This is a genomic window from Gordonia sp. 852002-51296_SCH5728562-b (assembly GCF_001665475.1).
Lineage (GTDB): Bacteria > Actinomycetota > Actinomycetes > Mycobacteriales > Mycobacteriaceae > Gordonia > Gordonia sputi.
In genome coordinates this window covers 77,131-92,624 of the sequence record NZ_LZMI01000014.1, presented here as the reverse complement: position 1 = coordinate 92,624, position 15,494 = coordinate 77,131, and the positions used below count along the sequence as shown (strand labels likewise).

15 protein-coding genes are annotated in these 15,494 nt (G+C 65.8%); 11 read left to right on the top strand and 4 right to left on the bottom strand.

What is annotated here, in order from left to right; all coding sequences use genetic code 11:
* The first annotated feature begins 162 nt into the window (after positions 1–162).
* The 5 genes from A5766_RS03785 to proB all read left to right on the top strand — a co-directional run bounded on the left by A5766_RS03785 (position 163) and on the right by proB (position 7,252).
* Positions 163–3,597: a translation initiation factor IF-2 N-terminal domain-containing protein gene (locus A5766_RS03785; RefSeq protein ID WP_064903465.1), complete on the top strand. Its 3,435-nt coding sequence runs from the start codon at positions 163–165 to the stop codon at positions 3,595–3,597.
* Between the two features lie 279 nt (positions 3,598–3,876).
* Entirely contained in the window at positions 3,877–4,188 is a 312-nt protein-coding gene (rplU, locus tag A5766_RS03780) for a 50S ribosomal protein L21 (RefSeq protein ID WP_005176586.1), read from the top strand.
* 63 nt (positions 4,189–4,251) lie between these two features.
* Positions 4,252–4,515, top strand: a complete 264-nt coding sequence (gene rpmA / locus A5766_RS03775) for a 50S ribosomal protein L27 (protein WP_005205054.1) — start codon at positions 4,252–4,254, stop codon at positions 4,513–4,515.
* A 171-nt stretch (positions 4,516–4,686) separates the two neighbouring features.
* A complete protein-coding gene (obgE, locus tag A5766_RS03770; protein ID WP_005205052.1) occupies positions 4,687–6,144 on the top strand; it encodes a GTPase ObgE in 1,458 nt (485 codons plus the stop codon).
* A complete protein-coding gene (gene proB / locus A5766_RS03765; RefSeq protein WP_005205051.1) occupies positions 6,137–7,252 on the top strand; it encodes a glutamate 5-kinase in 1,116 nt (371 codons plus the stop codon). Before obgE ends, proB begins: the two co-directional genes overlap by 8 nt.
* 97 nt (positions 7,253–7,349) lie before the next feature.
* On the opposite strand, the gene A5766_RS03760 is transcribed toward proB, so the two are convergent.
* The 4 genes from A5766_RS03760 to ectA all read right to left on the bottom strand — a co-directional run bounded on the left by A5766_RS03760 (position 7,350) and on the right by ectA (position 10,865).
* Complete coding sequence (locus A5766_RS03760) at positions 7,350–8,237, bottom strand: Sir2 family NAD-dependent protein deacetylase (RefSeq protein WP_005205049.1); 888 nt, start codon at positions 8,235–8,237, stop codon at positions 7,350–7,352.
* A gap of 139 nt (positions 8,238–8,376) precedes the next feature.
* The gene (locus tag A5766_RS03755) at positions 8,377–8,802 is read right to left on the bottom strand and encodes an ectoine synthase (RefSeq protein ID WP_005205047.1); all 426 of its coding nucleotides are present in this window, start codon (positions 8,800–8,802) and stop codon (positions 8,377–8,379) included.
* Positions 8,799–10,070 (bottom strand): diaminobutyrate--2-oxoglutarate transaminase, encoded by a 1,272-nt coding sequence (gene ectB / locus A5766_RS03750; protein ID WP_005205046.1) that lies wholly within the window; start codon positions 10,068–10,070, stop codon positions 8,799–8,801. Before ectB ends, A5766_RS03755 begins: the two co-directional genes overlap by 4 nt.
* 267 nt (positions 10,071–10,337) lie before the next feature.
* The gene (gene ectA, locus A5766_RS03745) at positions 10,338–10,865 is read right to left on the bottom strand and encodes a diaminobutyrate acetyltransferase (RefSeq protein WP_064863250.1); all 528 of its coding nucleotides are present in this window, start codon (positions 10,863–10,865) and stop codon (positions 10,338–10,340) included.
* A 188-nt stretch (positions 10,866–11,053) separates the two neighbouring features.
* Between ectA and rsmD the strand changes: the two genes are divergently transcribed.
* The 6 genes from rsmD to mutM all read left to right on the top strand — a co-directional run bounded on the left by rsmD (position 11,054) and on the right by mutM (position 15,457).
* Positions 11,054–11,617, top strand: coding sequence for a 16S rRNA (guanine(966)-N(2))-methyltransferase RsmD (gene rsmD / locus A5766_RS03740; RefSeq protein WP_064863251.1), 564 nt, complete (start codon positions 11,054–11,056; stop codon positions 11,615–11,617).
* Positions 11,614–12,102 (top strand): pantetheine-phosphate adenylyltransferase, encoded by a 489-nt coding sequence (gene coaD, locus A5766_RS03735; protein ID WP_064863252.1) that lies wholly within the window; start codon positions 11,614–11,616, stop codon positions 12,100–12,102. Before rsmD ends, coaD begins: the two co-directional genes overlap by 4 nt.
* 174 nt (positions 12,103–12,276) lie before the next feature.
* Positions 12,277–13,113, top strand: coding sequence for a DivIVA domain-containing protein (locus tag A5766_RS03730; protein WP_442902947.1), 837 nt, complete (start codon positions 12,277–12,279; stop codon positions 13,111–13,113).
* Between the two features lie 52 nt (positions 13,114–13,165).
* A complete protein-coding gene (locus A5766_RS03725; RefSeq protein WP_064862207.1) occupies positions 13,166–13,780 on the top strand; it encodes a YceD family protein in 615 nt (204 codons plus the stop codon).
* Positions 13,781–13,842: 62 nt separating this feature from the next.
* Complete coding sequence (gene rnc / locus A5766_RS03720; RefSeq protein ID WP_064862224.1) at positions 13,843–14,562, top strand: ribonuclease III; 720 nt, start codon at positions 13,843–13,845, stop codon at positions 14,560–14,562.
* On the top strand, positions 14,555–15,457 hold the full coding sequence (gene mutM, locus A5766_RS03715) for a bifunctional DNA-formamidopyrimidine glycosylase/DNA-(apurinic or apyrimidinic site) lyase (protein WP_064862208.1): 903 nt from the start codon (positions 14,555–14,557) through the stop codon (positions 15,455–15,457). The genes rnc and mutM overlap by 8 nt, the downstream gene beginning before the upstream one ends.
* Positions 15,458–15,494: the final 37 nt, after the last annotated feature.

Sequence of the window (15,494 nt, the reverse complement as noted above, 5' to 3'; positions counted from 1 at the left end):
CGGACCTCATCACCCAGCAAGAGCGCAACCTGCGGACTCCGGGACAACGGAACACCAGGAGCGCGGAGACCATATAACACCGGTCCGCACAGGACCGGGACACACGAGAGACCCCCGCGTGGCCGCCGACAATGTCGCGCCCGGGGGTTCAAGGAGACATCAGTGACCGACAACGGGTCGCCGATCGACGCGAACGCTGCGTCAGGCTCGGCGGAGGATTTTCCCAGCAAGCTTCGGGTGCACGCGCTGGCGCGCACGCTCGGCCTCACGAGTAGGCAGGTGCTCGCGCACCTCGCGGAACTGGGCTGGCCCAGCCGAAGTGCTCAATCGAGCGTCGAGCGCAGCATGGCGCAAGCCGTCGCCGACCGTGTACGCAACGACGTCGAGGTCGACGACACCGCCGTACCCGTCGACGAGGCGGCTCCCGCCACCGAGGAGCAGGCCAAGGCAACTCAACCGACCGAGCCTGCCGAAGCGTCTGACCAGGGTGACCCTGTGAACGCTCCCGAGAACGTCGACGCTGCACCAGCATCCGACGCACAAGAAGCTGAGGTGCCCGGAGCCGAGTTGCCAGGAGTGGCAGCGTCGCAGCAGTCCGCCCCCGCAGAGGTCGCCGACGTCGAGCAGAGCGCAGAGTCGCATACGCCGCACACGCATTCGCTCTTCTCGGCGATCGAGACCGAGAAGCCGCACGTCGCGGCACCTGCCGAAGAGATCGCGGCCAGCCCGCTCTTCCTCCCCCCGCAGCCTGCCCCCGCGTCTGACGCGCCCAGCGGTCGTCACCGCAAGAGCGGCGAGGACGCCACGGCCGACGCTTCGTCGGGTGACTCGCAGCGTCGCGCGAACAGCGGTCGACCCACGTCTGACCGTTCGACGGCGAACGCGGCCGACGAGAGTGCCGAGGACTCCGCAGACCCAACTGACAACGAGGGCGCTGACAACGACAGCTCCGGCGATGAAGGCGGCCGCAATCGTCGACGTCGCCGCGGTCGCCGTGGTCGCGGTCGTGGCCGCGGTGACCAGAACGAGCGTGATCAGAACGAGCGTGATCAGAACGACGACACCGACTCCGCGGCGTCTGGCGATTCCGACCAGTCTGTTTCCGGTCGCTCCGATTCGGACCAGTCCGACTCGGATGAGTCCAATTCCGATCAGTCGGGCAACGATCGACCCGCGGGTAAGAAACGGAAGAAGTCCGGCAAGGGCAAGCCCGCAGAGGGTAAAAACGCAGAGGGTAAAAACGCAGAGGGTAAAAACGCAGAGGGCAAGAACGCAGAGGTCAAAAGCGCTGAAGGCGAGAATCAGGCTGATGGGCGCGGGCAGGGTTCGGGCTCGGCAGACGATTCCAGCTCCTCGGACGATTCCGCCGACAAGTCCAATGGTCAGGACGCAGACAATAGCGCCGACGACTCCGACGATGCCGATTCCGGAGACGGATCGTCGACCAAGCGCCGCAGGCGCCGTCGTCGCCGTAAGGGTGGAGCCGAATCCGACGACGCGTCGTCGCCCGACGATCCGCCGAACACTGTCGTCCACGAGCGGGAGCCGCGCAGCAAGCGCGCCCGCGACGAGGTGCAGGGGATTTCGGGGTCGACGCGGCTCGAGGCCAAGCGCCAGCGACGTCGCGACGGTCGAGACGCGGGGCGTCGTCGACCACCGATCCTGAGCGAGTCGGAGTTCCTCGCTCGCCGCGAGGCCGTCGACCGCGTGATGGTGGTGCGTGAGCGCAGTGCCAACGTTCGGCTCTCGCAGTCCGACGAGCACGATCACGTCACTCCCGTCGAGGATTACACGCAGGTCGCCGTGCTCGAAGACGGTGTGCTCGTCGAGCATTTCGTCACCACGGAGACGTCGTCGTCGATGGTGGGCAACATCTACATCGGGCGCGTGCAGAACGTGCTGCCCGGTATGGAAGCTGCGTTCGTCGACATCGGTCGCGGTCGCAACGGCGTGCTGTATGCGGGTGAGGTCAATTGGGACGCTGCCGGACTCGACGGTGGGTCACGCAAGATCGAACAGGCCCTCAAGCCCGGCGATCCGGTGCTCGTGCAGGTCAGCAAGGACCCGGTCGGGCACAAGGGCGCTCGACTGACCACGCAGATCTCGCTGGCCGGTCGCTACCTGGTCTACGTGCCGGGTGGAACCTCGACCGGCATCAGCCGCAAACTTCCCGACGTCGAGCGCAAGCGGCTCAAGCAGATCCTCGCCAAGCTGGTCCCCGACGATGCGGGTGTCATCATCCGTACGGCGTCGGAGGGTGTGAGCGCCGACGACCTCGCTGCCGACATCGAGCGCCTCGAGAAGCAGTGGAAGTCGATCGACGAGGCGTTTGGCAAGGCCAACAAGGGATCGGTGTCGCCGCGCGCGCTCTACGAGGAGCCCGACCTGCTGGTTCGCGTGGTCCGCGACCTGTTCAACGAGGACTTCAAGAAGCTCGTCGTCGAAGGCGACAAGGCATGGAATCTCGTCGAGGGTTACGTGAGCTCGGTTGCGCCTGACCTCATGGATCGGGTCGAGCGCTTCGAGCGTCCGCGTGCCGACGCACCGGACTCCTTCGTCGTGCACCGCATCGACGAGCAGCTCGCCAAGGCGCTCGACCGCAAGGTGTGGCTGCCGTCTGGCGGCACGCTGATCATCGAGCACACCGAGGCGATGACCGTCGTCGACGTCAATACGGGAAAGTTCACCGGCTCCGGAGGCAATCTCGAGGAGACGGTGACCCGCAACAACCTCGAGGCTGCCGAGGAGATCGTGCGACAGATGCGTCTGCGCGATATCGGCGGCATGATCATCGTCGACTTCATCGACATGGTGCTCGAATCCAACCGCGACCTGGTGCTGCGTCGACTCACGGAGGCGTTGTCACGCGATCGCACGCGTCACCAGGTGTCCGAGGTGACATCGCTCGGCCTCGTGCAGATGACGCGTAAGCGCCTCGGTACCGGCCTGCTCGAAGCCTTCTCGACGACCTGCACGACGTGTGGCGGCCGCGGGATCATCGTGCATTCGAGTCCTGTCGAGGTGACATCCGACGACGGCGCAAGGTCGGAGAACACCGGTTCGAAGCGTTCGCGGCGCAGCAAGAAGAAGGCGGAGCCGGCCGAGCAGAAGCCCGCTCACAACCCGGCGGAGCACCCGATGTTCCGCGCCATGGCAGCTCACACGCACGACGAGGACGGCGAGGTCATCGACGTCGAGGCAGTAGCTGTCGATGACGAGTCGTCGAATGGCTCGGCGGATGCCCAGTCGAGCGGTCAGGAAGCACAGTCGACGGCTCAGAACGCCCAGTCGGCGGCTCAGGACGCCCAGTCGGCCGGAGAGGGCGCCCAGTCGACCGGAGAGAGTGCACAGCCGGCAGGACAGGACGCACAGTCGACCAACGGGGCAGAGGCGCCGAAGCGTCGACGCCGTGCGGTCCGTCGGGCGGCGTCGCCGACCGGAGCGGCCGAGCCGGTGGTTCTCGCAGACGATGCGCCCACGCGTGCCCCGTTGACCACGTTCGGCCCGGTCTCGTCGTCGCCGACCACCGTTGCGGTGCGACGCCGACCACGTAGGCGCACGGCCGGACGTCCCGCTGGACCACCTGTGGAGGACTGACCACCACGTCGGCAGGCCCGGCATGATATGGCGAGTTTGACCCAGCGGCGACCGGTCCCGTAATCTTGATTGGTCGCCTTCCGCGGAGGGTTCGAGCTGTGCCGATCATGCGATGAGCACTGCTGACGAGACCCGCGGACAGGCCCTCTGGTGTGATCCGTGAGCATCCCGGGCAGCAATGCCCGATGCCGTGCGGACCGCACCGGGACGCACACACCCACAACGCTCGTGCGCGACGTACGCGCAGCGAGCCCGATGATGAGTAAGAGGACAGCTTCGATGGCAACGTACGCGATCGTCAAGACCGGCGGTAAGCAGTACAAGGTCGCTGAGGGCGACATTGTGAAGGTCGAGAAGATCGACAGCGAGCCCGGCAGCAGCGTGAGCCTGCCCGTGGCGCTTGTCGTCGATGGCTCGACCCTGACCACCGATGCGGACAAGCTCGCCAAGATCTCGGTCACCGGCGAGGTGGTCGAGCACGTCAAGGGCCCCAAGATCCGTATCCACAAGTTCAAGAACAAGACCGGCTACCACAAGCGCCAGGGTCACCGTCAGAAGCTGACGGTCCTCAAGGTCACCGGTATCAAGTAATTTCCGGGGCCCAGCCCCTGATCCCCAACTGCAACACACTCAGGTAGCCAGGAGGACGAGAAAATGGCACACAAGAAGGGCGCGTCCAGTTCGCGCAACGGTCGCGATTCCAACGCGCAGCGCCTCGGCGTGAAGCGCTTCGGTGGCCAGCAGGTCAGCGCAGGCGAGATTCTGATCCGCCAGCGCGGCACCAAGTTCCACCCGGGCGTCAACGTCGGTCGCGGTGGCGACGACACCCTGTTCGCTCTCGAGTCGGGCGCGGTGCAGTTCGGCACCAAGCGTGGCCGCAAGACCGTGAACATCGTTCCGGAGACCGCACAGGCCTGACCTAGCGGTTTTCGAGCACAGCTCTCAACGACAGGGCGGGCCAGGGGCATATGCACCCGGCCCGCCCTGTTGTATTTCTACAACGAGGTTGTATTTCCACAACGAGAAGATCAGGTTCGATGGTCCGACAGCGCGATCCGCGCTCACGGCCTACGAACGAGAAAGGACGTCATGTCGCGGTTCGTCGACCGGGTGACGATTCACGTCGCTGCGGGCAATGGTGGCCACGGCTGTTCGTCGGTGCATCGGGAGAAGTTCAAGCCGCTCGGCGGACCCGACGGTGGTAACGGTGGCAACGGTGGGTCCGTGACGCTCGTCGTCGACCCTCAGGTGCACACACTGCTCGATTTTCACTTCCGGCCGCATGCCAAGGCGGGTAACGGGACGCCCGGCATGGGCGATCACCGCAGCGGCGCCAATGGCGACGATCTGGTCCTCCACGTGCCGGACGGCACCGTCGTGCTCGACGAGAACGGAACGATCCTTGCCGACCTGGTCGGGGAGGGTACGACGTTCGACGCCGCCTCGGGCGGACGTGGCGGACTCGGCAACGCGGCGCTGGCGTCCAAGGCGCGCAAGGCGCCGGGCTTCGCGCTCCTCGGTGAGGAGGGGCAGCACCGCGATCTCGTTCTCGAACTGAAGTCCGTCGCCGACGTCGGACTCGTTGGCTTCCCGTCGGCGGGCAAGTCGTCGCTGGTGTCGGTGCTCTCTGCGGCCAAGCCGAAGATCGCCGACTATCCGTTCACCACACTGCAGCCCAACCTCGGCGTCGTGCAGACCGCCGGTGGTGTGTTCACCATCGCCGACGTGCCGGGCCTCATTCCGGGCGCATCGAGTGGCCGAGGACTCGGGCTGGAATTCCTGCGGCACCTGGAGCGGTGTGCGGTTCTCGCCCACGTCGTCGACCTCGCCACGCTGGAACCGGGTCGTGATCCGATCTCCGATATCGACGCGCTCGAAGCCGAACTCGCCGCGTACGAACCCGCTCTGCACACCGATCACGGTCTCGGCGACCTCGCCGAGCGCCCGCGCGTGGTGATCCTGAACAAGACGGACGTGCCCGAGGCCAACGAACTGGCCGATCTCGTCGAACCCGAACTCGCAGAACGTGGTTGGCCCGTATACCGGATCTCCGCCGTCGCACATCAGGGGCTCAAGGAACTGACAGACGCGCTCGCCAGAATGGTAGACGAGTACCGCGAGGCACATCCGAAGCCCGTCGCTCGTCGTCCAGTGATCCGTCCGAAGGCCATCGACGACAGTGGTTTCACGGTCGTTGCCGATCCCGCCACGCCTGGCGGCTTCATCGTGCGCGGTACGCGGCCTGAGCGCTGGATCGCGCAAACGCAGTTCGACAACGACGAGGCCGTCGGCTATCTCGCCGACCGTCTCAACCGTCTCGGCGTCGAGGACGAGTTGGTCCGCCTCGGTGCGGAGCCGGGCGCGCCGGTGACCATCGGCGACGTCAGCTTCGACTGGGAGCCGACGACCCCGATGGGCGACGATGTGCCGATCACCGGGCGCGGCACCGACATTCGGCTTGATCGGTCGGAGCGTGTGGGTGCCGCCGAGCGTAAGGAAGCGCGACGTCTGCGTCGTGGACTGCAGGACGAGACCGACGGTGAGTGACGTTCGCGAATCGATCGCTGCAGCTCGCAGCATCGTCGTAAAGATCGGGTCGTCGGCGATCACCGACCTCGACAGCGGACTCGACCGTGACCGGCTCGATCGGCTCACCGATGCACTCGAAGCGCGCATGCGAGCGGGCTCGGACGTCATCGTGGTGTCGTCGGGTGCCATCGGCGCGGGTATCGCGCCGCTCGGCCTGAAGAAGCGACCGACAGATCTTGCCACCAAACAGGCTGCCGCGAGCGTCGGGCAGTTGGCTCTCGCGCACGCCTGGGGCACGTCCTTTCACCGGTACGGGCGCACGGTCGGGCAGGTACTGCTGACCGCGGACGACATCTCCAACCGCGCGCACCATGCCAATGCACAGCGCACGCTCAACCGACTCGTGGCATTGCACGCCGTCCCGGTGGTCAACGAGAACGACACGGTGGCCACCAACGAGATTCGCTTCGGTGACAACGACCGTCTCGCCGCGTTGGTCGCGCATCTCGCGGGCGCCGACGCTCTGATGCTGCTCTCCGACGTCGACGGCCTCTACGACGGTGATCCGCGCAAGGTGGGCCCCGACGGTCAGCGCGCACGTTTCATCGACGAGGTCAACGGGCCCGAAGATCTCGACGGCGTGATCGCGGGCTCGGGCGGCACGCTGGGCACCGGCGGCATGGCGTCGAAGCTCGCCGCAGCGCGACTGTCGGCCGACGCGGGCGTTCCGGTCCTGCTGGCCGCCGCCGCAGACGCCGATCGCGCGCTCGGCGACGGATCGGTCGGCACGGTGTTCGCAGCGAGGCCGGAACGCTTGTCCGCCAGGCGTTTCTGGGTCAGGCATGCCGCCGACGCGCGGGGACAGATCGTGCTCGACGACGGCGCCGTCGCGGCTGTCGCACGCAGGCGGCGCTCGCTGCTCGGTGCGGGGGTCGTCGGGGTGCGTGGGCGTTTCTACGACGGTGACGTCGTCGAGTTGGTCGACAACGACGGCACCGTGCGCGCGCGAGGCGTCAGTAGCTACGACTCCGACGACGTCGCCCGCATGGTCGGGCGGTCGACGTCGGAACTACCGAACGAGTTGCACCGCCCCGTGATTCACGCCGACGACCTGGTCGCCGTCTAGTCTGCTCCGCACAGAAAACCACGCGCCGTGGCGTGTCGATATGTACCGGTACAGGTTGGCGGTCTGAAAGCTGTAACGATCTGCGCCGCGGGACCGCTCAGGCGGCAGCGTGTGGGGTCAGCGCGGCGAGCACACTGCCGCAATAGTGGTCGATCTTGAGATCGGCGATGTCGTCGGCGCGCGTGATGCCCCGGTTGATCACTACGAGAGGTTTGCCGGTGCGGTGCGCGTGCCGGGCGAACCGCAAGCCTGACATGACGGTGAGCGACGAGCCGACGACGATCATCGCGTCGGCGTCGTCGACTGCCGAGAATGCCTGCTGCACGGTGGTCTTCGACGCATTCTCGCCGAAGTAGACGATGTCGGGTTTGAGGGTTCCGCCGCACATCGAGCAGTCGGCGACGACGAAGTCACTTGTGTCGTCGAGTGTCACGTCTGCGTCCGGCGCCACCTCGATCGCGCCGCGGCCGGCCACGCGTTCGGCGAATCCCGGATTGAGGGCTTCCAGGGTCTGCGCGAGGCCTCGTCGAGAGATGGTGTCGCCGCAGTCGAGGCACCGCACACGTCCATAGCAGCCGTGCAGTTCGATCACCCCGCGTGTAGCGGCCTTGGTGTGCAGCATGTCGACGTTCTGCGTGATGACCGTCGTCAGTGCGCCGCGACGCTGCAGTTGGGTGAGCGTGTGGTGCGACGCGTTGGGCCGCGCAGCGTCCATGTGGCGCCAGCCGAGGTGATTGCGTGCCCAGTAGTGGCGGCGGAAGTCGGGTGACGACAGGAACATCTCCAGCGTCATCGGCGTCCGAACCGGCGCGCCTGGGCTGCGGTAATCGGGGATGCCCGAGTCGGTGGAGATTCCTGCGCCGGTGAGCGCAACGACGCGTCGGCCGTCGAGGAGGTTGTGCATCTGCTCGATGCGGGCATCAAGATCGTCGTCGAGTGGGGTCGGTTCGGCCGGCGTCCAGCCGATCTGTAACCGCGTGCGCATACATCCAGGTTAGCGCCGCGTCGCAGCCCTCAGGCGCGGCCGAGGCTTCAGACGGCGCAGATGGGGTGGAACAGACGCCTGCGGGCCCCGGACTCCCGAGGGGAGTGCGGGGCCCGCAGGCGGATTAGTGCTCGCGCGGTCAGGCGTTCGCGTGCTTGCCGTTCGGTTGCTCCGGGACGGTGACGAGCGGGTAGATGCCGTTCTCGTCATGTACCTCGGTGCCGACGACCGGCGGGTTGAACACACAGAGCATGCGCATCTGCGTCTCAGCCGTCACCGTGTGGCGCTCGTGTCCGTTGAGCAGGTACATCGATCCAGCGGCCAGGGGATAGGTCTGCCCGGTCTCGCGATCGAGGAGAGTTCCCTCGCCCTCCACCAGCCACACCGCTTCGATGTGGTTGGCGTAGTGGAACTCGTTGACGCTGCCGGCCTTGATGGTGGTCTCGTGGAACGAGAATCCGACGCCGTCGCCGCCAAGGACGATGCGCTTGGAGACCCAGTTGCCCTTGGGGTCGGCGACCTCGCGCTCGGTGCCGGTGATTTCATTGGTGGTACGGACGATCATGCGATCACCTCCTCCACGGAATCGACGAGAATGCCGAGCCCGCGGTCAAGTTCTTCAGTGGAAATATTCAGTGGCGGAAGAAGTTTCACAACCTCATCCGACGGTCCCGACGTCTCGGCGAGCAGTCCGGACCCGAAGGCCCGCGCACATGCCTTGGCCGCGAGCGTCGGCTCGTCGAAGACGAGGCCGCGCACCATCCCGCGTCCTCGCGTCGACAAGCCTTCGTGGCGTTCCGACAGCGCCGAGAAGACTTCGTCGATCTGGCGTCCCTTGCGGTGAACGTCGCGGGTGAGCTGGTCGTCGGACCAGAACTCGTTGATGGCCTTGGTGGCCGTGATGAATGCGGGGTTGTTGCCGCGGAATGTGCCGTTGTGCTCGCCGGGTGCCCAGACGTCGAGGTCTCGACGAATCAACACGAGTGCCATCGGCAGTCCGTAACCGCTGATCGACTTCGACATGGTGACGATGTCGGGCTCGATGCCCGCCTCCTCGAAGGAGAAGAACTCGCCCGTGCGACCGCAGCCCATCTGGACGTCGTCGACGATCAGCAGGATGTCGCGACGCTTGCACAGGTCGGCAAGCCCACGCAGCCACTCGGCACGTGCGACGTTGACGCCGCCCTCGCCCTGCACCGTCTCGACGATGACCGCGGCCGGGGTGTTGAGGCCGCTGCCGGAGTCCTCGAGCACGCGCTCGAACCAGCTGAAGTCCTCGACGGTGCCGTCAAGGTAATTGTCGAAGGGCATCGGCGTGGCGTGCACGAGTGGGATGCCCGCGCCCGCGCGCTTCATGGAGTTGCCGGTCACCGAGAGCGATCCCAGCGTCATGCCGTGAAAAGCATTGGTGAAGCTCACGATCGACTCGCGGCCGGTCACCTTGCGAGCCAGCTTCAGCGCCGACTCGACGGCGTTGGTGCCTGTCGGTCCGGGAAACTGGACCTTGTAGTCGAGGTCACGGGGCGCCAGGATCTTGTCGTGGAACGTCTCCAGAAACTGCCCTTTGGCGACGGTCGCCATGTCGAGCCCGTGGGTGATGCCGTCCGCCGAGATGTACTCGAGGAGAGCCTCTTTCAGGACCGGATGGTTGTGCCCGTAATTCAGGGCGCCTGCGCCCGCGAAGAAGTCGAGATATTCGCGGCCCTCGGTGTCGGTGATCCACGAGCCACGCGCGCGACCGAACACGGTCGGCCAGTTGCGGCAGTAGCTGCGGACTTCGGACTCGTTCTGGGTGAAGACCGAGTCGTCGATGGTGGTGTCGAGAAGTTGCATCGTGCATCCTCCAATGTGGGAAATATCTGGGCCACAGTCCACTTCGGAGCGGAGCTCTCGAGAAGTGCTGTGGGGACGCGCATATACGCGTTTACTAAAGCGGCGCGCCACTGTTCGACGCGTGCGGATTGTGTTCGGGCGCAACGGCTCTCCGTCGCGGATCGTCTCGCCGAAGACTGTTCGTCAGTAAGACCGCGTTAGCCGCTACCAGCGAGAACGTACCGGTGGGAAACACGTCCGCCGGTGAGAAAACCCGCGCCAGAAGTACTAGGGCTCGCCGACCTTCGGTTCGAGCATGTAGAGATCCTCCGGCTGGTGTGCATCTGGGAAATCGTCGACGGCGAACAGGTCGCGTCGAACGAAGTCCAGGCCGCGATCTCGTGCGACCGACGCGAAAAGACGTTGGGACGCAACGTTGTCGGGGCTGATGGTGGTGTGCATGGCCACCACCGAACTGCGCCGGACGCGATCGAACAACTGGTGCAGCATCTTTGCTGCGATTCCGTGTCCGCGGAAGTCATCGTCGACGGCGACCTGCCAGACCATGAGGGTCGACGGGTCAGCGGGGCGTCGATAACCGGTGACGAAACCGACTGCACGACCATCGACTTCGGCGACAATCGAGGTGTCGGCGAAGTCGTGACACCACAGCACATAGGCATAACTCGAGTTGACGTCGAGAACCTGTGAATCCGAGGCAATTTCCCAGAGTCTGGTTCCGTCGGACACCGTCGGCGTCCGATAGTCGATCGTCAGGACAGTTGATGGGGCCGTTCTCGTTGAGGAGGGGCTCATAACGTTCCTGACGTTAACAATGTGTGTCGGCGAAGTCATGCTGCTGCTGGAATCGGACACCGAAACCCCGGCGTCGGCGCTGTTCAACGCCCGATTGTGATAGGGGTCACGTTTGTGTGATTTGTCGGTGTCGGATGGCCGAGACCCGGCGTTCTCATCGGGCGAGTAGCGCGAGCAGAATACGAACGATGACGAGGATCATCGCAGGCGCTCTCGGCGGGCGACGGCTGACCGTGCCAGACGACGGCACCCGCCCGACCTCCGACAGGGTGCGCGAGGCTCTGTTCAGTGCGCTCGCCGCGCGCATCGACTTCGACGACGCGCGCGTCCTCGACCTCTATGCCGGCTCGGGGGCGCTCGCGATCGAGGCTCTCTCACGCGGTGCGGCGACGGCCGTCCTGGTGGACAGTCGAAAGCGGGCCACCTCGGTCATCGCCGCGAACCTGCGCTCGCTCGAGCTGTCTGGTCGATCCGACGTGGTGACGTCCTCGGTCGGCTCGTATCTCGCGGCATCCAGAGCCGGCGAGCCGTTCGACCTGGTGTTCTCCGATCCTCCGTACGCGCTGGACACGGCAGACGTCGAGGCCGATCTCGAGCGCTTGAGTGCCGACGGGTGGCTCGCGGACGACGCGCTCGTCGTCGTCGAACGCGACGCGCGGTCGTCGGCGCCGACGTGGCCCGACGAGTTCGATCTCATCGTCGAGAAGGTCTACGGGGAGACGCGCGTGGAGATCGGTAGGTTTACGCCATGAGCAGCGCAGTGATCCCAGGTTCCTTCGACCCGTTCACCAGGGGACATCGGTACATCGTCGAACGTGCGGCGTCGGCCTTCGACGAGATCGTGGTTCTCGTCGTGGTCAATCCCAACAAGCACGGCCTGTTCAGCATCGACGAGCGCATCGCGCTGATCGAGCAGGACTGTGCCGATCTGCCAAACGTCCGCGTCGACCGATGGACCGGTTTGCTCGTCGACTATCTGACCGAGAAGAACATCGGAGTCCTGGTGAAGGGGCTGCGCTCGGGTGTCGACTTCGACTATGAGCTCCCGATGGCACAGATGAATCGCGAGCTGGCCGACGTCGAGACGGTCTTCATGCTCACCGATCCGCGCTTCGCGCACGTCTCGAGTTCGCTGGTCAAAGAGGTGGCGAAGCTCGGTGGCGACGCGTCGCCGTACCTTGCACCGCACATCTATCGTCGCCTCGAGGCGGTCCTGGCGGGGGAGCGGACAGTCTGACGTTCACTGCTGACCCGTCGCCACAAATGCCACAGGCGACACGCCCATATCATCCGGCTCCATAATCCCAGCGATCACATTCGGCACAATAGTCACATCAGTCTCAGACGGACCCGCGTCACCACGACACAGGTCTCACTGACAAGTAATGGCATGAGCCGGATTGGGGTAGCTGTGTACCGGGTATTTGAAGCTCTCGACGAACTCGTGGCCATCGTCGAAGAGGCACGAAGCGTTCCCATGACGGCCGGCTGTGTCGTGCCGCGTGGAGATGTCCTCGAGCTGCTCGACGACATCAAGGATTCGATTCCGGGCGAGCTCGACGACGCTCAGGACGTTCTCGACCAGCGCGAGAACATGCTCGGCGACGCCGCCGATCACGCCGACAAGGTCGTGACCACCGCGGAGTCGGAGTCCGACGCCATGCTCGCGCACGCCCGCGCCGAGGCCGACCGCCTTCTTGCCGACGCCAAGGCGCAGGCCGACCGGATGGTCGACGAGGCCAGCGCGCACGGCAAGAACCTGGTCGACGAGGCCAGCGCGGAAGCTCACCGGCTGTCGACGAGCGCGGCGCGCGAGTTCGACGCCGTCACCGGGCGTGCACGTGCCGAGGCGCAGCGGACCATCGACTCCGCCAACAACACCTACGACAAGTCCGTCGCCGACGGCATCGCCGAGCAGCAGCGCCTGGTCTCCGAGACCGAGGTCGTCGCGGCGGCGAAGTCGGAGGCGGAGCGCATCATCGATGCCGCACACGCCGAGGCCGATCGACTCCGCGGCGACTGCGATGTGTACGTCGACGAGAAGCTCGCCGAGTTCGAGGAGATCCTCACCGGGACCCTGCGCTCGGTCAACCGTGGACGCCACCAGTTGCGTACCGGCGCGGGCATGCACGACTACGTCGAATACCCGCGCAGCGTCGACGATGCAGGTGCTCGTCGGACGAGTGCTGAACAGGGACGACCCGGTTCGGCAGACCTGCACGACCACAGCTCGCCGCTCGCGGTCTGAGCGGCGCGTCGGGTCGTTCGATGAATGACCTGGTCGGGCGTATGGTGCACATGTGGCCGAGAATGCAGTGACTCAAGGTGCGCAGGCGCAGCGCGATCCCTTCGTCCTCGACATCCGATCGTTGGGCAGGCGTCCGGGGACGATGGAAGAGATCCATCGCACGGTCGTCGCTCCCCATCGGATCGGCGTGGAGATGATCGCGATACCCGCGGATTCCGACGTCGACCTCGACTTACGGCTGGAGTCTGTGTCCGAGGGCGTCTTGGTCACCGGCACCGTCTCCGGCGAGACCGAGGGCCAATGTGTTCGCTGTCTCGAACCGGTCGACGGCACGGTGACGGTGTTCCTGACCGAGCTGTACGCCTACCCCCACAGTGAGACCGAGCAGACGACCGACTCCGAGGACATCCATCGGATCGTCGACGACAGGATCGACCTCGAGCAGGCCGTCATCGACGCCGTTGCGCTCGAACTCCCGATGTCGCCGCTGTGCAGTGAGGACTGCGCGGGCTTGTGCGCTGAATGCGGTGTCCGGCTTGCGGTCGCGGAACCCGGCCACTCCCACGAGATCATCGATCCCCGCTGGGCCAAGCTCGCCGACAAATTCGGTTCGCTGGAGCAGAAGGGGTCGCAGGACTCCGACAGCGGCGAACGGGGCTCGGCGTGACCGGTGTCGACGACGCGGCGTCGCCTGCACCCCAACCCGACAGCCGTGACGCCGTCGCCTCTCTGGGAGCTGACTCCGAGGGTGTCGCGTCGTTGCTGGAAGCGCTCGGCACACCGATCGCGGATGAACTGCTCACACTCGCACTGACCCACCGCTCGTATGCCTACGAGAACGGTGGTCTGCCGACCAACGAGCGGCTGGAATTCCTCGGCGACTCGGTGCTCGGCGTGGTGATCACCGAACGGCTGTACAAGCGATACCCCGAACGTCCCGAGGGCGAGCTGGCCAAGATCAGGGCAAGCGTCGTCAACATGCATGCACTCGCCGACGTCGCGCGTGGACTCGGCGAGGGCGGTCTCGGGCGCCACCTCTTCCTCGGTCGCGGCGAGGAGATGACCGGTGGTCGCGACAAGGATTCGATTCTGGCCGACGGCCTCGAATCGCTTTTCGGCGCAATGTATCTCGACCACGGCCTGGAGACCTCGCAACGCATCATCCTTGACCTCTTCGACGAGATCCTCGACCGCGCAGGCCAACTCGGCGCGGGACTCGACTGGAAGACCTCGTTGCAGGAGTTGGCCGCCGAGCGTGGCTACGGGCCCCCGCAGTACCAGATCAGCTCGACCGGCCCCGATCACAGCAAGGAGTTCACCGCGCGTGCGGTGATCGCAGGCGAAGCACTCGGCGAAGGTGTGGGACGCACCAAGAAGGAAGCCGAGCAGAAGGCCGCATCCCTGGCATGGCAGGCGCTCACCGAGCGTGACGCCGTGAGCGATGCCTGAACTTCCCGAAGTCGAGACCGTCCGTGCCGGTCTCGAGAAGCATGTTGTCGGGCGCACGATCACCGACGTAGAGGTCCTCCACCCGCGAGCCGTCCGCAGGCACGTCGGCGATGCGCCCGATCTGGTCGGAAGGCTCAGGGGCGCAACGATTCTCGCTGCTCGTCGACGCGGAAAGTACCTGTGGCTCGACGTCGAGGCGCCCGACGGCGTCGACCGGTTCGCGCTCGTCGTCCACCTCGGTATGAGTGGGCAGATGCTGGTCGCCCGTGTCGGCGCACCCGACCACACGCATCTGCGGGTGCGCGCGACGCTCGACGACGGCAACGAGTTGAGGTTCGTCGACCAACGGACCTTCGGCGGGTGGCACCTCGACGACTATGTCGACGCCGAATCCGCCGACGCCGACACCGAACTGCCCGGCGACCCGGCGTCGCTGCCGCGCTCGATTGCCCATATCGCGCCCGACCCCTTCGACTCCGGGTTCGACAGGGACGAGGTGGTGCGTCGAATGCGCGGCAAGCACACGGAGGTCAAGCGCGCACTGCTCGATCAGTCGCTGATCTCCGGCGTCGGAAACATCTACGCCGACGAGGCCCTCTGGCGAGCGCGGCTGAACGGCACCCGCGTGACCGACGGCATCTCTCGACGCAAGCTCGCCGAGTTACTCGACGCCGCGACCGCGGTGATGAGCGACGCGTTGGCGGTGGGCGGCACGTCGTTCGACGCGCTGTACGTGAACGTCAACGGGCAGTCGGGCTACTTCGAGCGTTCGCTGAATGCCTACGGTCGGGCGGGTCAGCCGTGCCGACGATGCGGGACGCTGATGCGGCGTGAGGAGTTCATGAACCGGGGCTCCTTCTTCTGCCCGAAGTGTCAGCCCAGGCCTCGGCAGTAGCGGTTCATCGCTCCCAGCGTGAGAGATGTCGCGGCAT

Coding starts and splice junctions, on each gene's coding strand:
- rplU (WP_005176586.1), top strand. CDS start 3,877: ATGGCAACGTACGCGATCGTCAAGACCGGCGGTAAGCAGTACAAGGTC.
- rpmA (WP_005205054.1), top strand. CDS start 4,252: ATGGCACACAAGAAGGGCGCGTCCAGTTCGCGCAACGGTCGCGATTCC.
- obgE (WP_005205052.1), top strand. CDS start 4,687: ATGTCGCGGTTCGTCGACCGGGTGACGATTCACGTCGCTGCGGGCAAT.
- A5766_RS03760 (WP_005205049.1), bottom strand. CDS start 8,237: ATGCGCACGCGGTTACAGATCGGCTGGACGCCGGCCGAACCGACCCCA.
- A5766_RS03755 (WP_005205047.1), bottom strand. CDS start 8,802: ATGATCGTCCGTACCACCAATGAAATCACCGGCACCGAGCGCGAGGTC.
- ectB (WP_005205046.1), bottom strand. CDS start 10,070: ATGCAACTTCTCGACACCACCATCGACGACTCGGTCTTCACCCAGAAC.
- ectA (WP_064863250.1), bottom strand. CDS start 10,865: ATGAGCCCCTCCTCAACGAGAACGGCCCCATCAACTGTCCTGACGATC.
- rsmD (WP_064863251.1), top strand. CDS start 11,054: ATGACGAGGATCATCGCAGGCGCTCTCGGCGGGCGACGGCTGACCGTG.
- coaD (WP_064863252.1), top strand. CDS start 11,614: ATGAGCAGCGCAGTGATCCCAGGTTCCTTCGACCCGTTCACCAGGGGA.
- mutM (WP_064862208.1), top strand. CDS start 14,555: ATGCCTGAACTTCCCGAAGTCGAGACCGTCCGTGCCGGTCTCGAGAAG.